Origin of the sequence: Bradyrhizobium hipponense, assembly GCF_008123965.1 — a bacterium.
In the GTDB taxonomy this organism is placed as follows: domain Bacteria; phylum Pseudomonadota; class Alphaproteobacteria; order Rhizobiales; family Xanthobacteraceae; genus Bradyrhizobium; species Bradyrhizobium hipponense.
In genome coordinates, this window is the sequence record NZ_VSTH01000037.1 from 1 (window position 1) to 14,813 (window position 14,813).

The following is a 14,813-nucleotide window of genomic DNA, read 5'->3' on the forward strand; positions in this document are numbered from 1 at the left end:
CCCTTGTGGGAGAGGGTGGCCCGCCGCGTAGCGGCGAGACGGGTGAGGGGTCTCTCTCGGCGAGCAAATCTCTTGCCTCTGAGCGCGTAGAAGCAACCCCTCATCCGGCGCTTCGCGCCACGTTCTCCCACAAGGGGAGAAGGAAGAGCCACCAACCAATTTTTCGATTCCGGGCTAAACCGGGATCCTCACGCTCGCGCGCAAGCCGCCCATCGGGCTGTCGCCGAGCGTGATGTCGCCGCCGTGGGAGCGGGCGATGTCGCGGGCGATGGCAAGGCCGAGGCCGGTGCCGCCTTCATCCTGGTTGCGGGCGTTGTCGAGCCGCAGGAACGGCTTGAACACCTCTTCGCGCAAATGCGTGGGAATGCCCGGCCCGTCGTCGTCGACGGTGACGGTCAAATAACGGTGATCTCGCTGGCCGGCGATGGCGATGCTTTTGCCGTAGCGCGCGGCGTTGGTGACGAGATTGGCGAGGCACCGCTTGAACGAGGCCGGCTTCACCGTGACCACCGGTAGGCCGTGGAACGTCACGGTCGCGGTGTGGCCGTGACGTTCGGCATCGCTGCGCAGCTCTTCCAGCGCCTGGGCCATATCGGTCGGCTGCGACTGCTCGCCGGAATCGCCGCGGGCAAAGGCGAGGTAGTCCTCCAGCATCATCGACATCTCGTCGACGTCCTTGCGCATGCCCTCCAGTTCGGGGCTGTCGCCGATCAGCGCCAGCTCGAGCTTGAAGCGGGTCAGGATGGTGCGCAGATCGTGGCTGACGCCGGCCAGCATCGCGGTGCGCTGCTCCATCGTGCGCTCGATGCGGGACTTCATCTCCAGGAAGGCTACGGACGCGCGCCGCACCTCGCGCGCGCCTCTGGGGCGGAAGTTCGGTGCCTCGCGACCCTTGCCGAAACTTTCGGCGGCGTCCGCAAGCCGCAGGATCGGCTTGATCTGATTGCGCAGGAACAGCACCGCGACGATCAAGAGGATCGAGGACGTGCCGACCATCCAGAACAGGAAGATTTCCGAGTTCGAGGCATAGGCGGCGCTGCGCTGCGCGAACACGCGCATCACCGCATCGTCGAGCTGGATCCGGATCTCGACGAGATTGGAACGGCCGACCGTGTCGATCCAGAAGGAGCGTCCGATCTGGCGGCCGAGTTGCACCGACAGCGTCTGGTCGAGCAGCGAGAAGAACGGCTTCGGCCCCGGCGGCGGCATATCGCCGGCGGGCAGGAAATCCACCACGAGGCCAAGGCGCTGCTGGGCGATGCGGCGGATCTGGTCGCGGTCCTTGTCCTGCGGATAGCCCTTGTAGACGTCGATCAGGGCGGCGATGTCCTGCACCACCGCGGCCGACAAGCGGCGCGTCACAGTGTTCCAGTGCCGCTCCATGAACACGAAGGCGACCACGGATTGCAGCACCACCATCGGCACGATCATGATCAGCAGCGCACGCGCATAGAGGCCGGTCGGCATCCAGCCCTTGAACGCGTTGCCCATCCAGCCATTGGCGGCGGAGACGCGCCCGGCGGCGCTTTTAAGCAGCGTCAGGCCGGTATCGATCGTGCTCATCGCTCGCGCTTCACTGCTTGAACTCTAGGGCGAGGCCACAAGCCGATAGCCGATGCCGCGCACCGCCTGCAGAAACAGCGGATTGGCGGGGTCGTTCTCGATCTTGCGTCGCAGGCGGTTGATCTGTACGTCGACGGCGCGCTCATTGACGCTGCCATTGCCGGTGAGCGCGCTGCGCGGCACGGTCTCGCCCGGCGTCTCCGAGAGAATCCTCAGCATCTCGCGCTCGCGGTCGGTGAGGTGAATGACCTCCTCGCCCTGGCGCAGTTCGCCGCGATCGAGATGGTAGACGTAGGGGCCGAACGCAATCTTCTCGACCGTCGCGGCCTGCGGCGGCGGCGCGGCGCGCTTGAGGATGTTGTTGATACGCAGCGCAAGCTCGCGCGGCTCGAACGGCTTTGCCACGTAATCGTCGGCGCCGATTTGCAGGCCCTCGATGCGGCTTTCCGCTTCATGCCGCGCCGTCAGCATCACGATCGGCACCGAGGAGGACGTCCGGATGAAACGCGCAAGATCGAAGCCGGTCTCGCCGGGCATCATGACGTCGAGGATCAGCAAGTCGAAATGCAGGCCGAGCAGCTTCGAGCGCGCATCGCCGGCGCTCGCGGCGGTGGTGACGCGATAGCCTTCGCCGGCGAGGAAGCGCGACAACAGATCACGGATGCGGCGGTCGTCGTCGACCAGCAGCAGATGCGGGGCGTCATCGGCGGGTTGCACTGGCGGGCGGGCGAGCGTGGCAGCGAGCGGCACGGTCACTCCTTTGCGTCTTGGTCGACGGTGGCGAAGATCGTCTCGAGCACCTTGTCCGGATCGTTGCGGTCGATCATCGCGCGCAGGAAGCGCTTGACGGTCTCGGCGTCCTGCGGCGTCATTTCCGACAGCGCCTTGGTGATCCGCGTGGTTTGCAGGCCAGCCAGCTTCTGCACCAGCGCCTCGCCCTTGGGTGTCGCATAGAGCAGGCGCTGGCGGCGATCGTTATCGCCGGTCTTCTGCACGATGTAGCCTTCGTCAAGCAACTGCTTGAGCACCCGGCCGAGCGATTGCTTGGTGATGCGCAACACGTCGAGCAGATCGGCGACCTTGAGCCCGGGATAGCGGTAGACGAAATGCATGACCCGGTGATGGGCCCGGCCGAAGCCGAAAGCCTCCAGCTCCTGGTCGGGGTCGCCGACGAAATCGCGATAGGCGAAGAACAGCAGCTCGATAATATCCCAGCGCAAATTGCCTCCGTCGCCTGCTGCCGGACGCGGCTCGGCAGCGCTTTGAGGGGGAGTCGCGAAATTTATGTCAGGCATATTGACGTATCTTGGGTTCAATGTTACAAAACGATCAGCCCGCACGAAATTTTAGATCGTTCCGCGTCGGGCGGCATCTTCAAAAGCGGCCGGAGAGAGCCGGACAGCGGCCACGGCCGGATCAGATCTACCGTGCGATTGTCGAGCGGCATTTCGACAAAACATACTGGACTTCCGCCTTCCGCAAAAGCATGTCCTCGGCGACATGCTGGCCACGGAACCCGGCCGTAACAAGGCTGGCGGTGGTCCGGCCACAAACCTAATCAAACCAGCCGGACCCGAAACAGGGTAGGCAGGGGCCAGAACAGCGCCGATCCGGACAGCGGGAGCCAAGGACATGAGCATAAAATTCGACATCCAGCCCGCAGCAAATCCGACTTCCGAAAAGGATCGTGTCGCCAAGCTGGCGGACCCCGGCTTCGGGCGGGTCTTCACCGATCACATGGCCATCGTCCGCTACAACCAGGCCAAGGGCGGCTGGTACGACGCGCGCATCGAGGCACGCGCGAACTTCCAGCTCGATCCGGCCGGCGCCGTCCTGCACTACGCGCAGGAAATCTTCGAGGGCCTCAAGGCCTACAAGCGCGACGACGGCGGCGTGAACCTGTTCCGCCCCGACGCCAACGCGCGGCGGTTCAAGGACTCGGCCGATCGCATGGCGATGGCGCAGCTGCCCGAGGACGTCTTCATTGAAGCGGTCGAGCAGGTCGTGCGCATCGACCGCGACTGGATTCCGGGCGGCGAGGGCAGCCTTTACCTGCGCCCCTTCATGATCGCGAGCGAGATCTTCCTCGGCGTCAAGCCGTCGTCCGAATACATCTTCGCGGTGATCGCCTCGCCGGTCGGCTCCTATTTCAAGGGCGGCCCTGCGCCGGTATCGATCTGGGCGTCGGAGAACTACACGCGCGCCGCGGTCGGCGGCACCGGCGCCGTCAAATGCGGCGGCAACTACGCCGCGAGCCTGCGGGCGCAGGCCGAGGCGATCCAGCACGGCTGCGATCAGGTCGTCTTCCTCGATGCGGTCGAGCGCCGCTACATCGAGGAGCTCGGCGGCATGAACGTCTTCTTCGTGTTCGAGGACGGCTCGCTGTCGACGCCGCCGCTCGGCACGATCCTGCCCGGCATCACCCGCGACTCCATCATCGCGCTCGCCAACGATGCCGGCAAGACCGTGCGCGAGGAGCTGTACTCGCTCGACCAGTGGCGCAAGGACGCGGCCTCCGGCAAGCTGAAGGAAGCGTTTGCCTGCGGTACCGCCGCCGTCATCTCGCCGATCGGGAAGGTGCGCTCGGTCAGCGGCGACTTCGACATCTGTGGCGGCGCCGCCGGCCCCGTCGCCATGGGCCTGCGCAAGCAGCTCATCGACATCCAGTACGGCCGCACCAACGATCCGCACAACTGGATCAAGAAGGTGTTTTAAGCGGCGGCGGTCTGGTTTCCTTCTCCCCTTGTGGGAGAAGGTGGCGCGAAGCGCCGGATGAGGGGTTGTCTCCGCGAACTCAACGGCGACGTTCGACCTGCCGAGAGAGACCCCTCAACCGTCTCGCCGCTATCGCGGCGAGCCACCCTCTCCCACAAGGGGCCCACAAGGGGAGAGGGCAAGAATAGTTGCCGCTTCGCGCGTCGGCTGGTAAACGCCGCGCATGGCCGAGAAACCCAAAAAACCGCAGAAACTGAAGGCGCGCCTGCCGCGCGGGCTCGAAGATCGCGATCCCGCCGCGATCCGGGCCACGCGCGAGATGATGGAGAAAATCCGCGCCGTCTACGAGCTCTACGGCTTCGAGCCGGTGGAGACGCCGGCGATGGAATACACCGACGCGCTCGGAAAATTCCTGCCCGACCAGGACCGCCCGAACGAGGGCGTGTTCTCGTTCCAGGACGACGACGAGCAATGGATTTCGCTGCGCTACGATTTGACCGCGCCGCTGGCGCGCTACGTCGGCGAGCGATACGGGACCGACGCTCTGGTCTTGCCCTACCGCAGCTACCGCGTCGGCTACGTCTTCCGCAACGAAAAGCCCGGCCCCGGCCGCTTCCGCCAGTTCATGCAGTTCGACGCGGATACGGTCGGCTCGGCGACGCCGGCGGCGGATGCCGAGATCTGCATGATGGCGGCGGATACGATGGAGGCGCTGGGCATCGCGCGCGGCTCCTATATCGTGAAGGTGAACAACCGCAAGGTGCTCGACGGCGTGCGCGATGCGCTCGGCATCGCTGACGACGGCCAGTGGCTCACCGTCATGCGTGCGATCGACAAGCTTGATCGGCTCGGCCTGGACGGAGTCAGGCAGTTGCTCGGTGCTGGTCGCAAGGATGAGTCCGGCGACTTCACCAAGGGGGCGGGGCTGAAGGACGAAGACATTGCGCTGGTCGTCTCCGCCATCGAACAGAATAAAGACGCGCCGATTGATCCTCGTCTCAGTGCGAACGTCGTTGGACAGCAGGGTCGCGATGAGCTCGACCAGATCAGCAAGCTCGTGGTTGCCGCCGGCTATGGCGAAGATCGCATCAAGATCGACCCCTCCGTCGTGCGCGGCCTCGAATACTACACCGGCCCTGTCTACGAGGTCGAACTCCTGCTCGACACCAAGGACGAGAAGGGCCGTCCGGTGCGCTTCGGCTCGGTTGGCGGCGGTGGCCGCTATGACGGCCTCGTCTCGCGCTTCCGCGGCGAGCCGGTGCCGTCAACCGGTTTCTCCATCGGCGTGTCTCGGCTGCAGGCGGCGTTGACGCTGCTCGGCAAGCTCGACACGCGGCCGGACTTCGGGCCCGTCGTCGTCACCGTGTTCGACCGCGACCGCGTCGCCGACTACCAGAAGATGGTCGCAACCTTGCGGACCGCCGGCATCCGCGCCGAGCTCTATCTCGGCAACCCGAAGAACATGGGTAACCAGCTCAAGTATGCCGACCGCCGCAACGCGCCCTGCGTCATCATCCAGGGCTCGGATGAAAAGGCGCGCGGCGAGGTGCAGATCAAGGATTTGATCGAGGGCGCGAAAGCCGCCGCCGCGATCGCCTCCAACCAGGAATGGCGCGAGAGCCGCCCGGCGCAATTCTCATGCAGCGAGGAAGACCTCGTCGCCAAAGTGCGCGAGGTGCTGGCGCGCCATGACGTGAAGTGGGGATAGCCATTCGCAAGCGGCGTCCTGCCCGGGCTTGTCCCGGGCATCCACGTCCTGTTTGATGCATCCATCGTGAATGGCCGGCATATGCCCGGCCGTGACGAAAGCAGCAGGGAGAAGACAATGCCTGAGATCACCGTCAGCATGGCCGTGGGCCGCACCGACGAACAGAAGGCCGGCATGATGCGCGACATCACCCAGGCACTGGTGAAGAATCTCGGCGTCGACGCCGACGCCGTCGTCATCCAGATCAACGAAGCCCCGCTCGCCCACAAGATGAAGGGCGGCAAGACCTTCGTGGAACGCGCGGCGGCGGCGAAAAAGTAGCCACCGCCTTAGCGTCAACAACAGCCGTCGTCCCGGACAAGCGTAAGCGCAGATCCGGGACCCATAGCCACAGGCAGTGGTTATCCGGCGAAGCGGTAACTCCGAATCCCCGTAGTCACGACTTCCTGCGGCTATGGGTCCCGGATCAGCGCTCCGCTCTCGACAACACTTCGCGTTCTCAAGAGCTGTGCTTGTCCGGGACGACATCGTGTGTGAGGCGACCATGGACGCGCGCGACTTCATCACAGTCGGCATGAGCGCCGAGCGCACGCTGGTGGTGCCGGTGGAGCGCACGGTCGGGCATTTCGTGCCGGGCATGCCTTTTGTCTATGCGACCCCGATGATGATCCTGGAGATGGAGATGACGTCGGGCGATGCGATCCGCCCTGCGCTAAGGCCGGGTTGGGTCACGGTCGGCACCGAGGTCGACATCCGCCATCTTGCGGCAGCCCGCGTCGGCGCGACGGTGCGGACCACCGCGAAGGTGGTCGCGGTCGAGCGCCGCGTCATCCGCTTCGAGGTCGAGGCCTTCGAGGGCTCGCGCAAGCTCGGTGAAGGCCGCCACGCCCGCGGTCTCGTCAATGTCGAGATGTTCAACAAGCGGCTGGGGGCGTAGCTCGAATACAAGGGTGGGCAAAGGCGCGTAGCGCCGTGCCCACCATGTCTCCGCCTCTGCGATGGATGGTGGGCACGCTTCGCTTTGCCCCACCCTACGACACCTTGCTACTTCGCCAGCTCCTTAGATCGCTTCGTCGCCGCCGCAATCGCACGGATCATCAGGTCGCGCAGGCCGGGCTCGCTCATCAGCACGCCGAGCGCTGCGGCGGTGGTGCCGCCGGGCGAGGTGACGTTCTGGCGCAGCGTGCTGGAGGCAAGCTCCGATTGGTGGAGGAGCTCGCCGGAGCCGGCGACGGTTTCGCGGGCGAGCCTGGTTGCGAGCGCCTCGGGCAATCCCGCTTCAACGCCGGCGCGCGCGAGCTCTTCGGCGAGCAGGAACACATAGGCCGGGCCCGAGCCGGAGACGGCGGTCACCGCATCCATCAGGCCTTCATCCTCGACCCATTCCACCGAGCCGGTGGTGCGCAGCAGGGCATCGGCCACGCTACGTTGCTGCGCGCTGACATTCGTCGCGGCGACGGCAACGGTAATGCCGCGGCCGATCGCGGCCGGCGTGTTCGGCATCGCCCGCACCACGGCGCCGCCGCAGACCTCGGCAACCGAGGCGATCGTGGTTCCCGCCATGATCGACACAACGGAGGTCTTGTCGGAGACGAACGGCTTCAGCTTGGCACCCGCCTCGCGAAACAATTGCGGCTTGACCGCGACCACGACCGTTTCGACTGTGCCGGCCGCCGTCGCATCGGGGTTGAGCGCAACGCCTTTGGCGGCAAGCGCGCTGATCTCGGGCGAAAGATGTGGATCGATTACCGCGACACGGTGCGGGTCAAGGCCGCCCGCCAGCCATCCCGTCAGCATCGCGCCGCCCATCTTGCCTGCGCCGGCGAGCAGGATGGCGCCGGTGATATTTTGGAGGGTGTTGTTGTTCGTCATAGCCGCTGCCAAACTCGGTGTCGTCCTGGCGAAAGCCAGGACCCATTACCCCGAATGTTTCTAGTGGATGGAAGGCAGAGCAACAAGCATCGCGCGGTACGGAGAGACCTCGCGGTATGGGTCCTGGATCTGCGCTCGCTAAGGGGCGGCGCTTTGCGCCACCGCTCGCTTGTCCAGGACGACGTTGAGGAGGCGGGTGCGGCCCACTTACATGTCGAGGAGGAGAGGCGCCCTACGCTTCGCCCGCCGTATCGAACATCGCGGCGTCCATCGCTTCGGTGGTGGACTTGCCCGCCCACACCACGAACTGGAACGCCGGGAAATAGCGTTCGCTGGCGTGGATGGCTCCGGCGAGCATGGCTTCGCATTGCGCGGTCGACGCGGTCAGGCCGCCCGGCAGCACCAGGGCCTGGCGGTGCATGATCATGCCGGTGTGGGTCCACAGATCGAAATGCCCGACCCACAGTTGCTCGTTGATCGCGGCGACGAGCCGCTGCACCTCCGACCTTCGCGCGACGGGAATCTTCATGTCGAACGCGCAGGCCAGATGCAGCGCCTCGATCTCGCCCATCCAGGTGAAGGAGAGCTGATAGTCGGTCCATTGTCCTTTGGAGACAATCGTGAGTTCGTCTTCGCCGGAGCGTTCAAACGGCCAGTCGTTGCTGGCGGCAATATCCTCGACCACCGCGAGCGGATGGTTTCGGGAATCGATTGTGCTTTCGAGCAGGGACATGCCGTCTCGACCTCTTGCCTTTTTGTTGTCTTTGATACGCACGCAGTTGGCCCGGCGCGCGCTCCCTCAACGTCGCTACGGCGTCCCCTCGGAGTCGCTGTTGCGATCCCTCGGATCGGCACGGGCCTGTCGCGGATCAAGTGATGTGATTTGCGGAATCTGCGCAACCGGGTCCGGAGTCCGTCCACAAGTCAGGACTCGTTCGTCCACAGCTCATCTCGGCCACAATTATTAACGAGCAGAACAAACCGGAATCGGATTTGCCGGATCCGGCGATCGTTAATTCCGTCCCGCGAGGGCCAGCCCGCCGGGACGGCATGGGACCATGCGATTTTCCGATGCGGAACGCGCTTGCTGCGGCCGCCGGCCGGCGTCATATTTGCTCCCAGGCCGTTCATCCCGAGCGGCCGATGTTCTCAGGGCGGGGTGAAAGTCCCCACCGGCGGTAAGGGTCGAAATACCCAAGCCCGCGAGCGCCTCCCCCAAGGGTTCTCCTGAAGGGAAGGGTCAGCAGATTCGGTGCAACTCCGAAGCCGACGGTTAAAGTCCGGATGAAAGAGAACGGTCGGTGGCGGACGCATCGCAGGATGCGGCTGTTTGTCGTTCCGTGTGCCCTGATTCTGGTCCTTAAGAAGGAAAGCCATGAATCAGATGTTGCAAGATCCCCAAACCGAAACGTCCCAAGCCGCCCCATCGCCGGTTCCACAGGATCCGGCGGCCGAGCACCCGCGTTTCGCCAAGCCGCAGCGGGTGGCGTTCGTGCAGGCCTGCTGGCACCGCGACGTGGTCGAAGAGGCCCGCATCGCCTTCATCAAGGAGGCGGAAGCACGCCACCTCACCCATGTCGACGTGTTCGAGGTGCCGGGCTCGTTCGAAATCCCGCTGCACGCCCAGATCCTGGCCAAGACCCGGCGCTACACCGCGATCGTCGCGGCCGGCCTCGTGGTCGATGGCGGCATCTACCGTCACGAGTTCGTCGCCGATACCGTGATCAAGGCGCTGATGGACGTGCAGCTGCGCACCGAGGTGCCGGTGTTCTCCGCGGTGCTGACGCCGCAGCAATTCCACGAGACCGAGGTGCACTACGACTTCTTCCGCCGCCACTTCGCCATCAAGGGCGTCGAGGTCGCGGAAGCCTGCGCCAACACGCTGCTCGGGCTCGAGCGCCTGCGCGGCCAGGTCGCGGCCGGGATTGTGGGGTAGGCAGACTGCCGTAGGGTGGGCAAAGCGAAGCGTGCCCACCTCTTCCCGCGAAACAAAAAAGGTGGGCACGGCGCTTTGCGCCTTTGCCCACCCTACGAGACCGGGAAAGAAAATTAGTCGAACAGGCTCGACACAGACTCCTCTGCGGCGGTGCGCGCGATCGCGTCCGAGATCAGGCTGGCGATCGGCAGCGTGCGGATGTTCGGTGCCTTGCTCACCGCATCGGTCGGTTGGATCGAGTCGGTGATCACGAGCTCTTTCAGCTTGGAGTTCGTGATGCGGGCGGCCGCGCCGCCGGAGAGCACGCCGTGAGTGATGTAGGCGTAGACGTCCTTGGCGCCCTTGGCGATCAGCGCATCGGCCGCGTTCACCAGCGTGCCGCCTGAATCGACGATATCGTCGACCAGGATGCAGGTGTAGCCGGAGACGTCGCCGATCACATTCATGACCTCGGATTCGCCGGCCCGCTCACGGCGCTTGTCGACGATCGCCAGCGGGGTGTTGATGCGCTTGGCGAGCCCGCGCGCGCGGGCCACGCCGCCGACGTCGGGCGAGATCACCATCACCTTGGAGAGGTCGAACTTATCCTTGATGTCGCGCACCATCAGCGGCGCTGCGTAGAGATTGTCGGTCGGGATGTCGAAGAAGCCCTGGATCTGGCCGGCATGCAGGTCGAGCGTCATGACGCGGTCGACGCCGGCCTGGGTGATCAAATTGGCGACCAGCTTGGCCGAGATCGGCGTGCGCGAACCCGATTTGCGGTCCTGCCGCGCATAGCCGAAATAGGGCAACACCGCCGTGATGCGGCGCGCCGATGACCGGCGCAGCGCGTCGGTGATGATCAGCAATTCCATCAGATGGTCGTTCGCCGGGAACGAGGTCGACTGGATGACGAAGGCGTCCGAACCGCGGACGTTCTCCTGGATCTCGACGAAGATCTCCATGTCGGCGAAGCGCCGCACCACCGCTTTGGTCAGCGGCAGGTCAAGGCCTTGCGCAATGGCTTGGGCGAGGGCCGGATTGGAGTTGCCGGCGACGAGCTTGATAGAGCCGTTTTTGGCCGACATCGACGCTTCCTCCCGCGCTTTGCTGGATACGACGTTCAACATCACAGATACCCACTGGAAGCACGGTTACGACGGGCGAGCAAATATCAGGCCGAGGGCCGCACTGGCAACCCGGGATGCTACGTTTCCCCTGCGAAAATCCCGAGTCTGAGCAACGGTTTGGCAGGAGTCCTAAAAATACCTGAGGCCGTGGTTTAGCGGTGGTTATCGCTCGGCATAGCCGAGCGCCGCGGCCGGCATATCCGGTGCGGGTGCCGGGGGCATCACGCTCGCCACCGCTGGTCCCCGCAGGCCCGGAACGGGGCTCGGCGCATCCGGCGCTCCATTGATCATGTTGGAAAGTCCGCTGAATCCGGCCTGGGCGATCTTGCGCAGCACCAGATCATCGGCGGCCGACCAAGGATCCCGAGCAGCGTCGCGGCCGCCCTTGCCGGCCGTCGGTTCCTCGCCAGCGAGCCGCAGCGCCCGCTGCTGGTTGGCGTCATAGACGTCCCAGACCCAGGCGATCACGGTCTTGCCGCGCACGATTTGGGCGGAGAGGTAGCTGCGCACACGGTAGGCAGCCGTCCCTTCGCGGGAGACGACGGACAGGCTGCGCAGCTTGGATTCGCTGTCGAGCACGCCGACCATGCGGTCAAACACCTGCGGCGGCGGCCCGTCGATCGACTCGAAGGCGACCGTCGCTGCACTGCCGGCGCTCGGCGCCATCGCATAGGAATTGCTCGCAGCCCCCCCGCCGGCGCAGCCGCCGAGCGCGGCCGCCACCGCCAGCAGCATGACCGCCAGCCCACGCGAGCCCGCGCGGCGCAAGAATGATGACGCATCCCTCATTATGGAGGGCAGCGATATCGTTAAAACGCATTAACGTCTAGGGCAGGCGCGACAGATCCTGTCGGCAAGTGAAATTTGGGGACTTGACGGGATTTCGGCCGTCATGGCCGGGCTTGTCCCGGCCATCCACGAAACTGTTCACGTGCGGCCAGACGTGGATGCCCGGGACAAGCCCGGGCATGACGACTGTGAATGTCGCGACTCTTACGTGTTCACCCCTCCAGTGCGATCGCGTGGATGTGGCGGCCGTAGTCCGGCTCCTTGCGATGCACCGAGCGGCGGTAGCTGAAGAAGCGCTCGTCGGCGTAGGTGTCGAGGCCGAGATCGTCGATCATCAAAATGCCGGCAGCCTCCAGCCGCATGCGGATGAAGCCTGCGAGATCGAACATCGCGTGGCCTTCGCGCACCGACGGGATGAAGAACATGGCATTGTCCGCATCCGCCTCGATGAAGCGCGCCACGAACTCGTTGCCGACCTCGTAGCTGTCCTGGCGGATCAAGGGACCGATCGCCGCGATGATGCCGCTGCGCGAGGCGCCGAGCTTCTCCATCGCCGCGATTGTCGCCTCCAGCACGCCGGTGAGCGCGCCCTTCCAGCCGGCATGGGCGCCGCCGATGACCCGCGCCTCGGGGTCGACGAACAGCACCGGACCGCAATCGGCGGTGGAGACGCCGAGCGCGATGCCGGGGGTCCTGGTGACCAGCGCATCGCCCTTCGGCCGCGGTCCGCCGGGCCACGGGGCTTCGGCGACGAGGACGTCGGGCGAATGGATCTGGTGCAGGCTGAGGAAGCGTTGGGACGCGACGCCGACATGCTCGGCCATGCGGCGGCGGTTTTCCGCGACATGGGCCGGATCGTCGCTGGAGCCGAGCCCGCCGTTCAGGGCTGAATAGATGCCATTGGAAACGCCGCCCTCGCGGGTGAAGAAGGCGTGGCGCAAACCGGGCACCGCCGACAGCAGTGACGACGCAAGGGTCATGAGCCCTCTCCAGCCTGTTCGAGATCGCTGAGGCCCGCAATTGCGGTCAGCCGCGGCTCGGAGATGCCGAGCACCTTGAACATCGAGCCCATGCCGCTGCGCCCCGTATCGGTCAGACGCTTCAGCGCCACCGAGATGTCGGTGGCGATTTCCGGCGTCGCCTTCTGCATCAGGGCGGCCGCGCGGGTGTCGATGCCGATGCGCTTGAGGAAATCGCCCTGCGTCACCGGACCATGCACGCGGGCGCCGACGTCCTCGGCCGCGCGCGACAGCGCCTGGAAGTCGACATGGGCGGTGAGGTCGGCCTGGCCCGGCGCCTTCAAGGGATCGGTGAAGCTGTGGCGTGCGATCGCCTGGAAGGTGTCGCCGGCATCGCTGCGCAGATGGCCATAATCGATGATCAGCGCCGCGCCGTCCTGGTCGCGGACCCTTGTGGCGAGCTTCATGATCTCGGCGTCGGGCCGCCATTCGAACACGGCGCCGATCGGCGCCGCGCGCACCAAAGGCGGCAGCAACATTTCGAAGCGCGGCGTCGGCTCGGCCGCCGCGCCAAACTCAAGCTTGCCGTTGCCGTTGATCTCGATCACGCGCTCGTGCCAGCCGTTCTCGTGCCTGACCATCTGGTGGACCGGCAGCACGTCGAAATATTCGTTGGCGAGGATGATGCTCGGGCCTTCGGGCACGTCGTCGACGCTATTGTGCCAGGTGATGTTACGCAGGCCCGACAGCGTCGCCATCTGCCGCTCGCGCAGCACCGGGTTGACCTCGACCATGTGGATATGAAGCGCCTGGTACAGCGGCGGCAGTACGCGCAATGCCCGCAGCGCATCCGCCATCATGGTGCCGCGGCCGGGCCCGAGCTCGATCAGCCGCAGGAACTGCGGCGAGCCCATCTGCTTCCACACCGACGCGCTCCACAGGCCGAGCAGCTCGCCGAACATCTGGCTGACCTCGGGCGCGGTGGTGAAGTCGCCTTCACGCCCGAGCGGATCGCGCGAGACGTAATAGCCATAGCGCGGATGCATCAGGCACAGTTCCATGTACCGCCAGACCGGCATGGGGCCCGAGGATTTGATCAGCGACTTGATCTCGTTGAGTAGCGGCGAGTCGGTCACGACCTGCTTTCCCAGAAGGAATTAACGAATAGCCCCGGCAGGCTTCGGCGCACCGCGCCACACTGCCAATACAATAAGTATGCCGCCGACAATAAGCATCGGAATCGACAACAGCATGCCCATGGTTAATCCGCCCCAGAGGTAGCCGAGCTGGACGTCCGGTTCGCGGAAATGTTCGCCGGCAATCCGGGACAGGCCATAGACCAGGATGAAGGCGCCGAGGATCATGCCCGGCCGCTTCAGGGCGCCGAAGCGGATCATCACTGCGAGGACCGTAAACAGCAGGATGCCCTCCATGCCGGCTTCGTAGAGCTGGCTGGGATGTCGCGGTAGCTGCGTCGGATCGTTAGGGAAGATCATTGCCCAGGGCAGCTCCGGGTCGGTGGCGCGGCCCCACAATTCGCCATTGATGAAATTGGCGATCCGCCCGAGCAGCAGCCCAACCGGGGCGACCGCCGTGGTGATGTCGCCGAGCGACAGGATCGGGATGCTGTTGCGATAGGCAAACCACATCACCGCGACGACGCATCCGAGGAAGCCGCCATGGAACGACATCCCGCCCTCCCACAATTTGAAGATCGCGGCGGGATGCTCGATGAAGAAAGGCAAATTGTAGAACAGCACGTAGCCGGTGCGACCGCCCAGAATGATGCCGAGCGTGACCCAGAGGATGAAGTCGTCGATCTGGAGCAGCGAGATCGGCGCAGGTCCGCCCCACAGGCGCTGGTTCTTCAGAAGCGAGCGGGCATAGAGCCAGCCGAACACGATGCCGCAGATATAGGCCAGCGCATACCAGCGGATCGCGAACGGGCCGATCTCGATTGCGATCGGCTTGAAGGCGGGAAAGTCGATGAGCAGAAAGGGCATCGCGCCTTCTATGTCTGGACGAGATTGCGGCGATAGAGCGCGAGCAGGCGCCTTGTGATTCTTGTTATGCAGGGACGTTGAATACGATTGCAAGGAAACCGGGGCATGACAAGGATACCGCCGTTCGGCCCTTGAACCGGCCTGTTCGGATTGCCATTG

The 14,813-nt window shown here is 65.0% G+C and carries 15 protein-coding genes and 1 riboswitch; of the genes, 5 read left to right on the forward strand and 10 right to left on the reverse strand.

Going from position 1 to position 14,813, the window contains the following annotated elements; translation table 11 throughout:
* Positions 1-174: 174 nt before the first annotated feature.
* Genes FXV83_RS11705 through FXV83_RS11715 form a run of 3 tightly spaced genes read right to left on the reverse strand, consistent with a single transcriptional unit; the run spans position 175 to position 2,858 of the window.
* Positions 175-1,563, reverse strand: coding sequence for an ATP-binding protein (locus tag FXV83_RS11705; protein WP_148739333.1), 1,389 nt, complete (start codon positions 1,561-1,563; stop codon positions 175-177).
* Positions 1,564-1,587: 24 nt separating this feature from the next.
* Positions 1,588-2,319, reverse strand: a complete 732-nt coding sequence (locus FXV83_RS11710; RefSeq protein ID WP_148739334.1) for a response regulator — start codon at positions 2,317-2,319, stop codon at positions 1,588-1,590.
* On the reverse strand, positions 2,316-2,858 hold the full coding sequence (locus FXV83_RS11715) for a MarR family winged helix-turn-helix transcriptional regulator (protein ID WP_235939396.1): 543 nt from the start codon (positions 2,856-2,858) through the stop codon (positions 2,316-2,318). Before FXV83_RS11715 ends, FXV83_RS11710 begins: the two co-directional genes overlap by 4 nt.
* A gap of 337 nt (positions 2,859-3,195) precedes the next feature.
* On the opposite strand from FXV83_RS11715, the gene FXV83_RS11720 reads away from it, so the two are divergent.
* The 4 genes from FXV83_RS11720 (at position 3,196) to FXV83_RS11735 (ending at position 6,923) form a co-directional block, all read left to right on the forward strand.
* On the forward strand, positions 3,196-4,278 hold the full coding sequence (locus FXV83_RS11720; protein ID WP_148739336.1) for a branched-chain amino acid aminotransferase: 1,083 nt from the start codon (positions 3,196-3,198) through the stop codon (positions 4,276-4,278).
* Between the two features lie 322 nt (positions 4,279-4,600).
* Entirely contained in the window at positions 4,601-5,986 is a 1,386-nt protein-coding gene (hisS, locus tag FXV83_RS11725; RefSeq protein ID WP_430648933.1) for a histidine--tRNA ligase, read from the forward strand.
* A gap of 81 nt (positions 5,987-6,067) precedes the next feature.
* Positions 6,068-6,307 (forward strand): tautomerase family protein, encoded by a 240-nt coding sequence (locus FXV83_RS11730; protein WP_283811705.1) that lies wholly within the window; start codon positions 6,068-6,070, stop codon positions 6,305-6,307.
* 223 nt (positions 6,308-6,530) lie between these two features.
* Positions 6,531-6,923: a thioesterase family protein gene (locus FXV83_RS11735; RefSeq protein WP_148739338.1), complete on the forward strand. Its 393-nt coding sequence runs from the start codon at positions 6,531-6,533 to the stop codon at positions 6,921-6,923.
* A gap of 107 nt (positions 6,924-7,030) precedes the next feature.
* Here the strand turns inward: FXV83_RS11735 and proC are convergent, their stop codons facing one another.
* Together proC and FXV83_RS11745 are read right to left on the reverse strand one after the other, a co-directional pair.
* Entirely contained in the window at positions 7,031-7,858 is an 828-nt protein-coding gene (gene proC, locus FXV83_RS11740) for a pyrroline-5-carboxylate reductase (protein ID WP_148739339.1), read from the reverse strand.
* A 232-nt stretch (positions 7,859-8,090) separates the two neighbouring features.
* On the reverse strand, positions 8,091-8,591 hold the full coding sequence (locus FXV83_RS11745; RefSeq protein ID WP_148739340.1) for a type III secretion system chaperone family protein: 501 nt from the start codon (positions 8,589-8,591) through the stop codon (positions 8,091-8,093).
* Positions 8,592-8,999: 408 nt separating this feature from the next.
* Positions 9,000-9,158: riboswitch (FMN riboswitch) on the forward strand.
* Between the two features lie 75 nt (positions 9,159-9,233).
* Between FXV83_RS11745 and FXV83_RS11750 the strand changes: the two genes are divergently transcribed.
* A complete protein-coding gene (locus FXV83_RS11750) occupies positions 9,234-9,794 on the forward strand; it encodes a 6,7-dimethyl-8-ribityllumazine synthase (protein WP_148739341.1) in 561 nt (186 codons plus the stop codon).
* A 113-nt stretch (positions 9,795-9,907) separates the two neighbouring features.
* Here FXV83_RS11750 and FXV83_RS11755 read toward each other — a convergent pair whose 3' ends face one another.
* From FXV83_RS11755 to lgt, 5 genes are all read right to left on the reverse strand, one after another.
* Positions 9,908-10,861, reverse strand: a complete 954-nt coding sequence (locus FXV83_RS11755) for a ribose-phosphate pyrophosphokinase (protein ID WP_187435840.1) — start codon at positions 10,859-10,861, stop codon at positions 9,908-9,910.
* A gap of 204 nt (positions 10,862-11,065) precedes the next feature.
* Positions 11,066-11,692: a hypothetical protein gene (locus FXV83_RS11760; protein WP_148739343.1), complete on the reverse strand. Its 627-nt coding sequence runs from the start codon at positions 11,690-11,692 to the stop codon at positions 11,066-11,068.
* A 212-nt stretch (positions 11,693-11,904) separates the two neighbouring features.
* A complete protein-coding gene (gene pgeF / locus FXV83_RS11765) occupies positions 11,905-12,672 on the reverse strand; it encodes a peptidoglycan editing factor PgeF (protein ID WP_148739344.1) in 768 nt (255 codons plus the stop codon).
* Positions 12,669-13,787: a class I SAM-dependent methyltransferase gene (locus FXV83_RS11770; RefSeq protein WP_148739345.1), complete on the reverse strand. Its 1,119-nt coding sequence runs from the start codon at positions 13,785-13,787 to the stop codon at positions 12,669-12,671. Before FXV83_RS11770 ends, pgeF begins: the two co-directional genes overlap by 4 nt.
* Before the next feature lie 21 nt (positions 13,788-13,808).
* Entirely contained in the window at positions 13,809-14,654 is an 846-nt protein-coding gene (gene lgt / locus FXV83_RS11775) for a prolipoprotein diacylglyceryl transferase (RefSeq protein WP_148739346.1), read from the reverse strand.
* Between the last annotated feature and the right edge of the window lie 159 nt (positions 14,655-14,813).

Coding starts and splice junctions, on each gene's coding strand:
- lgt (WP_148739346.1), bottom strand. CDS start 14,654: ATGCCCTTTCTGCTCATCGACTTTCCCGCCTTCAAGCCGATCGCAATC.
- hisS (WP_430648933.1), top strand. CDS start 4,601: ATGGAGAAAATCCGCGCCGTCTACGAGCTCTACGGCTTCGAGCCGGTG.
- proC (WP_148739339.1), bottom strand. CDS start 7,858: ATGACGAACAACAACACCCTCCAAAATATCACCGGCGCCATCCTGCTC.
- FXV83_RS11720 (WP_148739336.1), top strand. CDS start 3,196: ATGAGCATAAAATTCGACATCCAGCCCGCAGCAAATCCGACTTCCGAA.
- FXV83_RS11750 (WP_148739341.1), top strand. CDS start 9,234: ATGAATCAGATGTTGCAAGATCCCCAAACCGAAACGTCCCAAGCCGCC.
- FXV83_RS11705 (WP_148739333.1), bottom strand. CDS start 1,563: ATGAGCACGATCGATACCGGCCTGACGCTGCTTAAAAGCGCCGCCGGG.
- pgeF (WP_148739344.1), bottom strand. CDS start 12,672: ATGACCCTTGCGTCGTCACTGCTGTCGGCGGTGCCCGGTTTGCGCCAC.
- FXV83_RS11735 (WP_148739338.1), top strand. CDS start 6,531: ATGGACGCGCGCGACTTCATCACAGTCGGCATGAGCGCCGAGCGCACG.
- FXV83_RS11755 (WP_187435840.1), bottom strand. CDS start 10,861: ATGTCGGCCAAAAACGGCTCTATCAAGCTCGTCGCCGGCAACTCCAAT.
- FXV83_RS11715 (WP_235939396.1), bottom strand. CDS start 2,858: ATGCCTGACATAAATTTCGCGACTCCCCCTCAAAGCGCTGCCGAGCCG.
- FXV83_RS11760 (WP_148739343.1), bottom strand. CDS start 11,692: ATGAGGGATGCGTCATCATTCTTGCGCCGCGCGGGCTCGCGTGGGCTG.
- FXV83_RS11730 (WP_283811705.1), top strand. CDS start 6,068: ATGCCCGGCCGTGACGAAAGCAGCAGGGAGAAGACAATGCCTGAGATC.
- FXV83_RS11745 (WP_148739340.1), bottom strand. CDS start 8,591: ATGTCCCTGCTCGAAAGCACAATCGATTCCCGAAACCATCCGCTCGCG.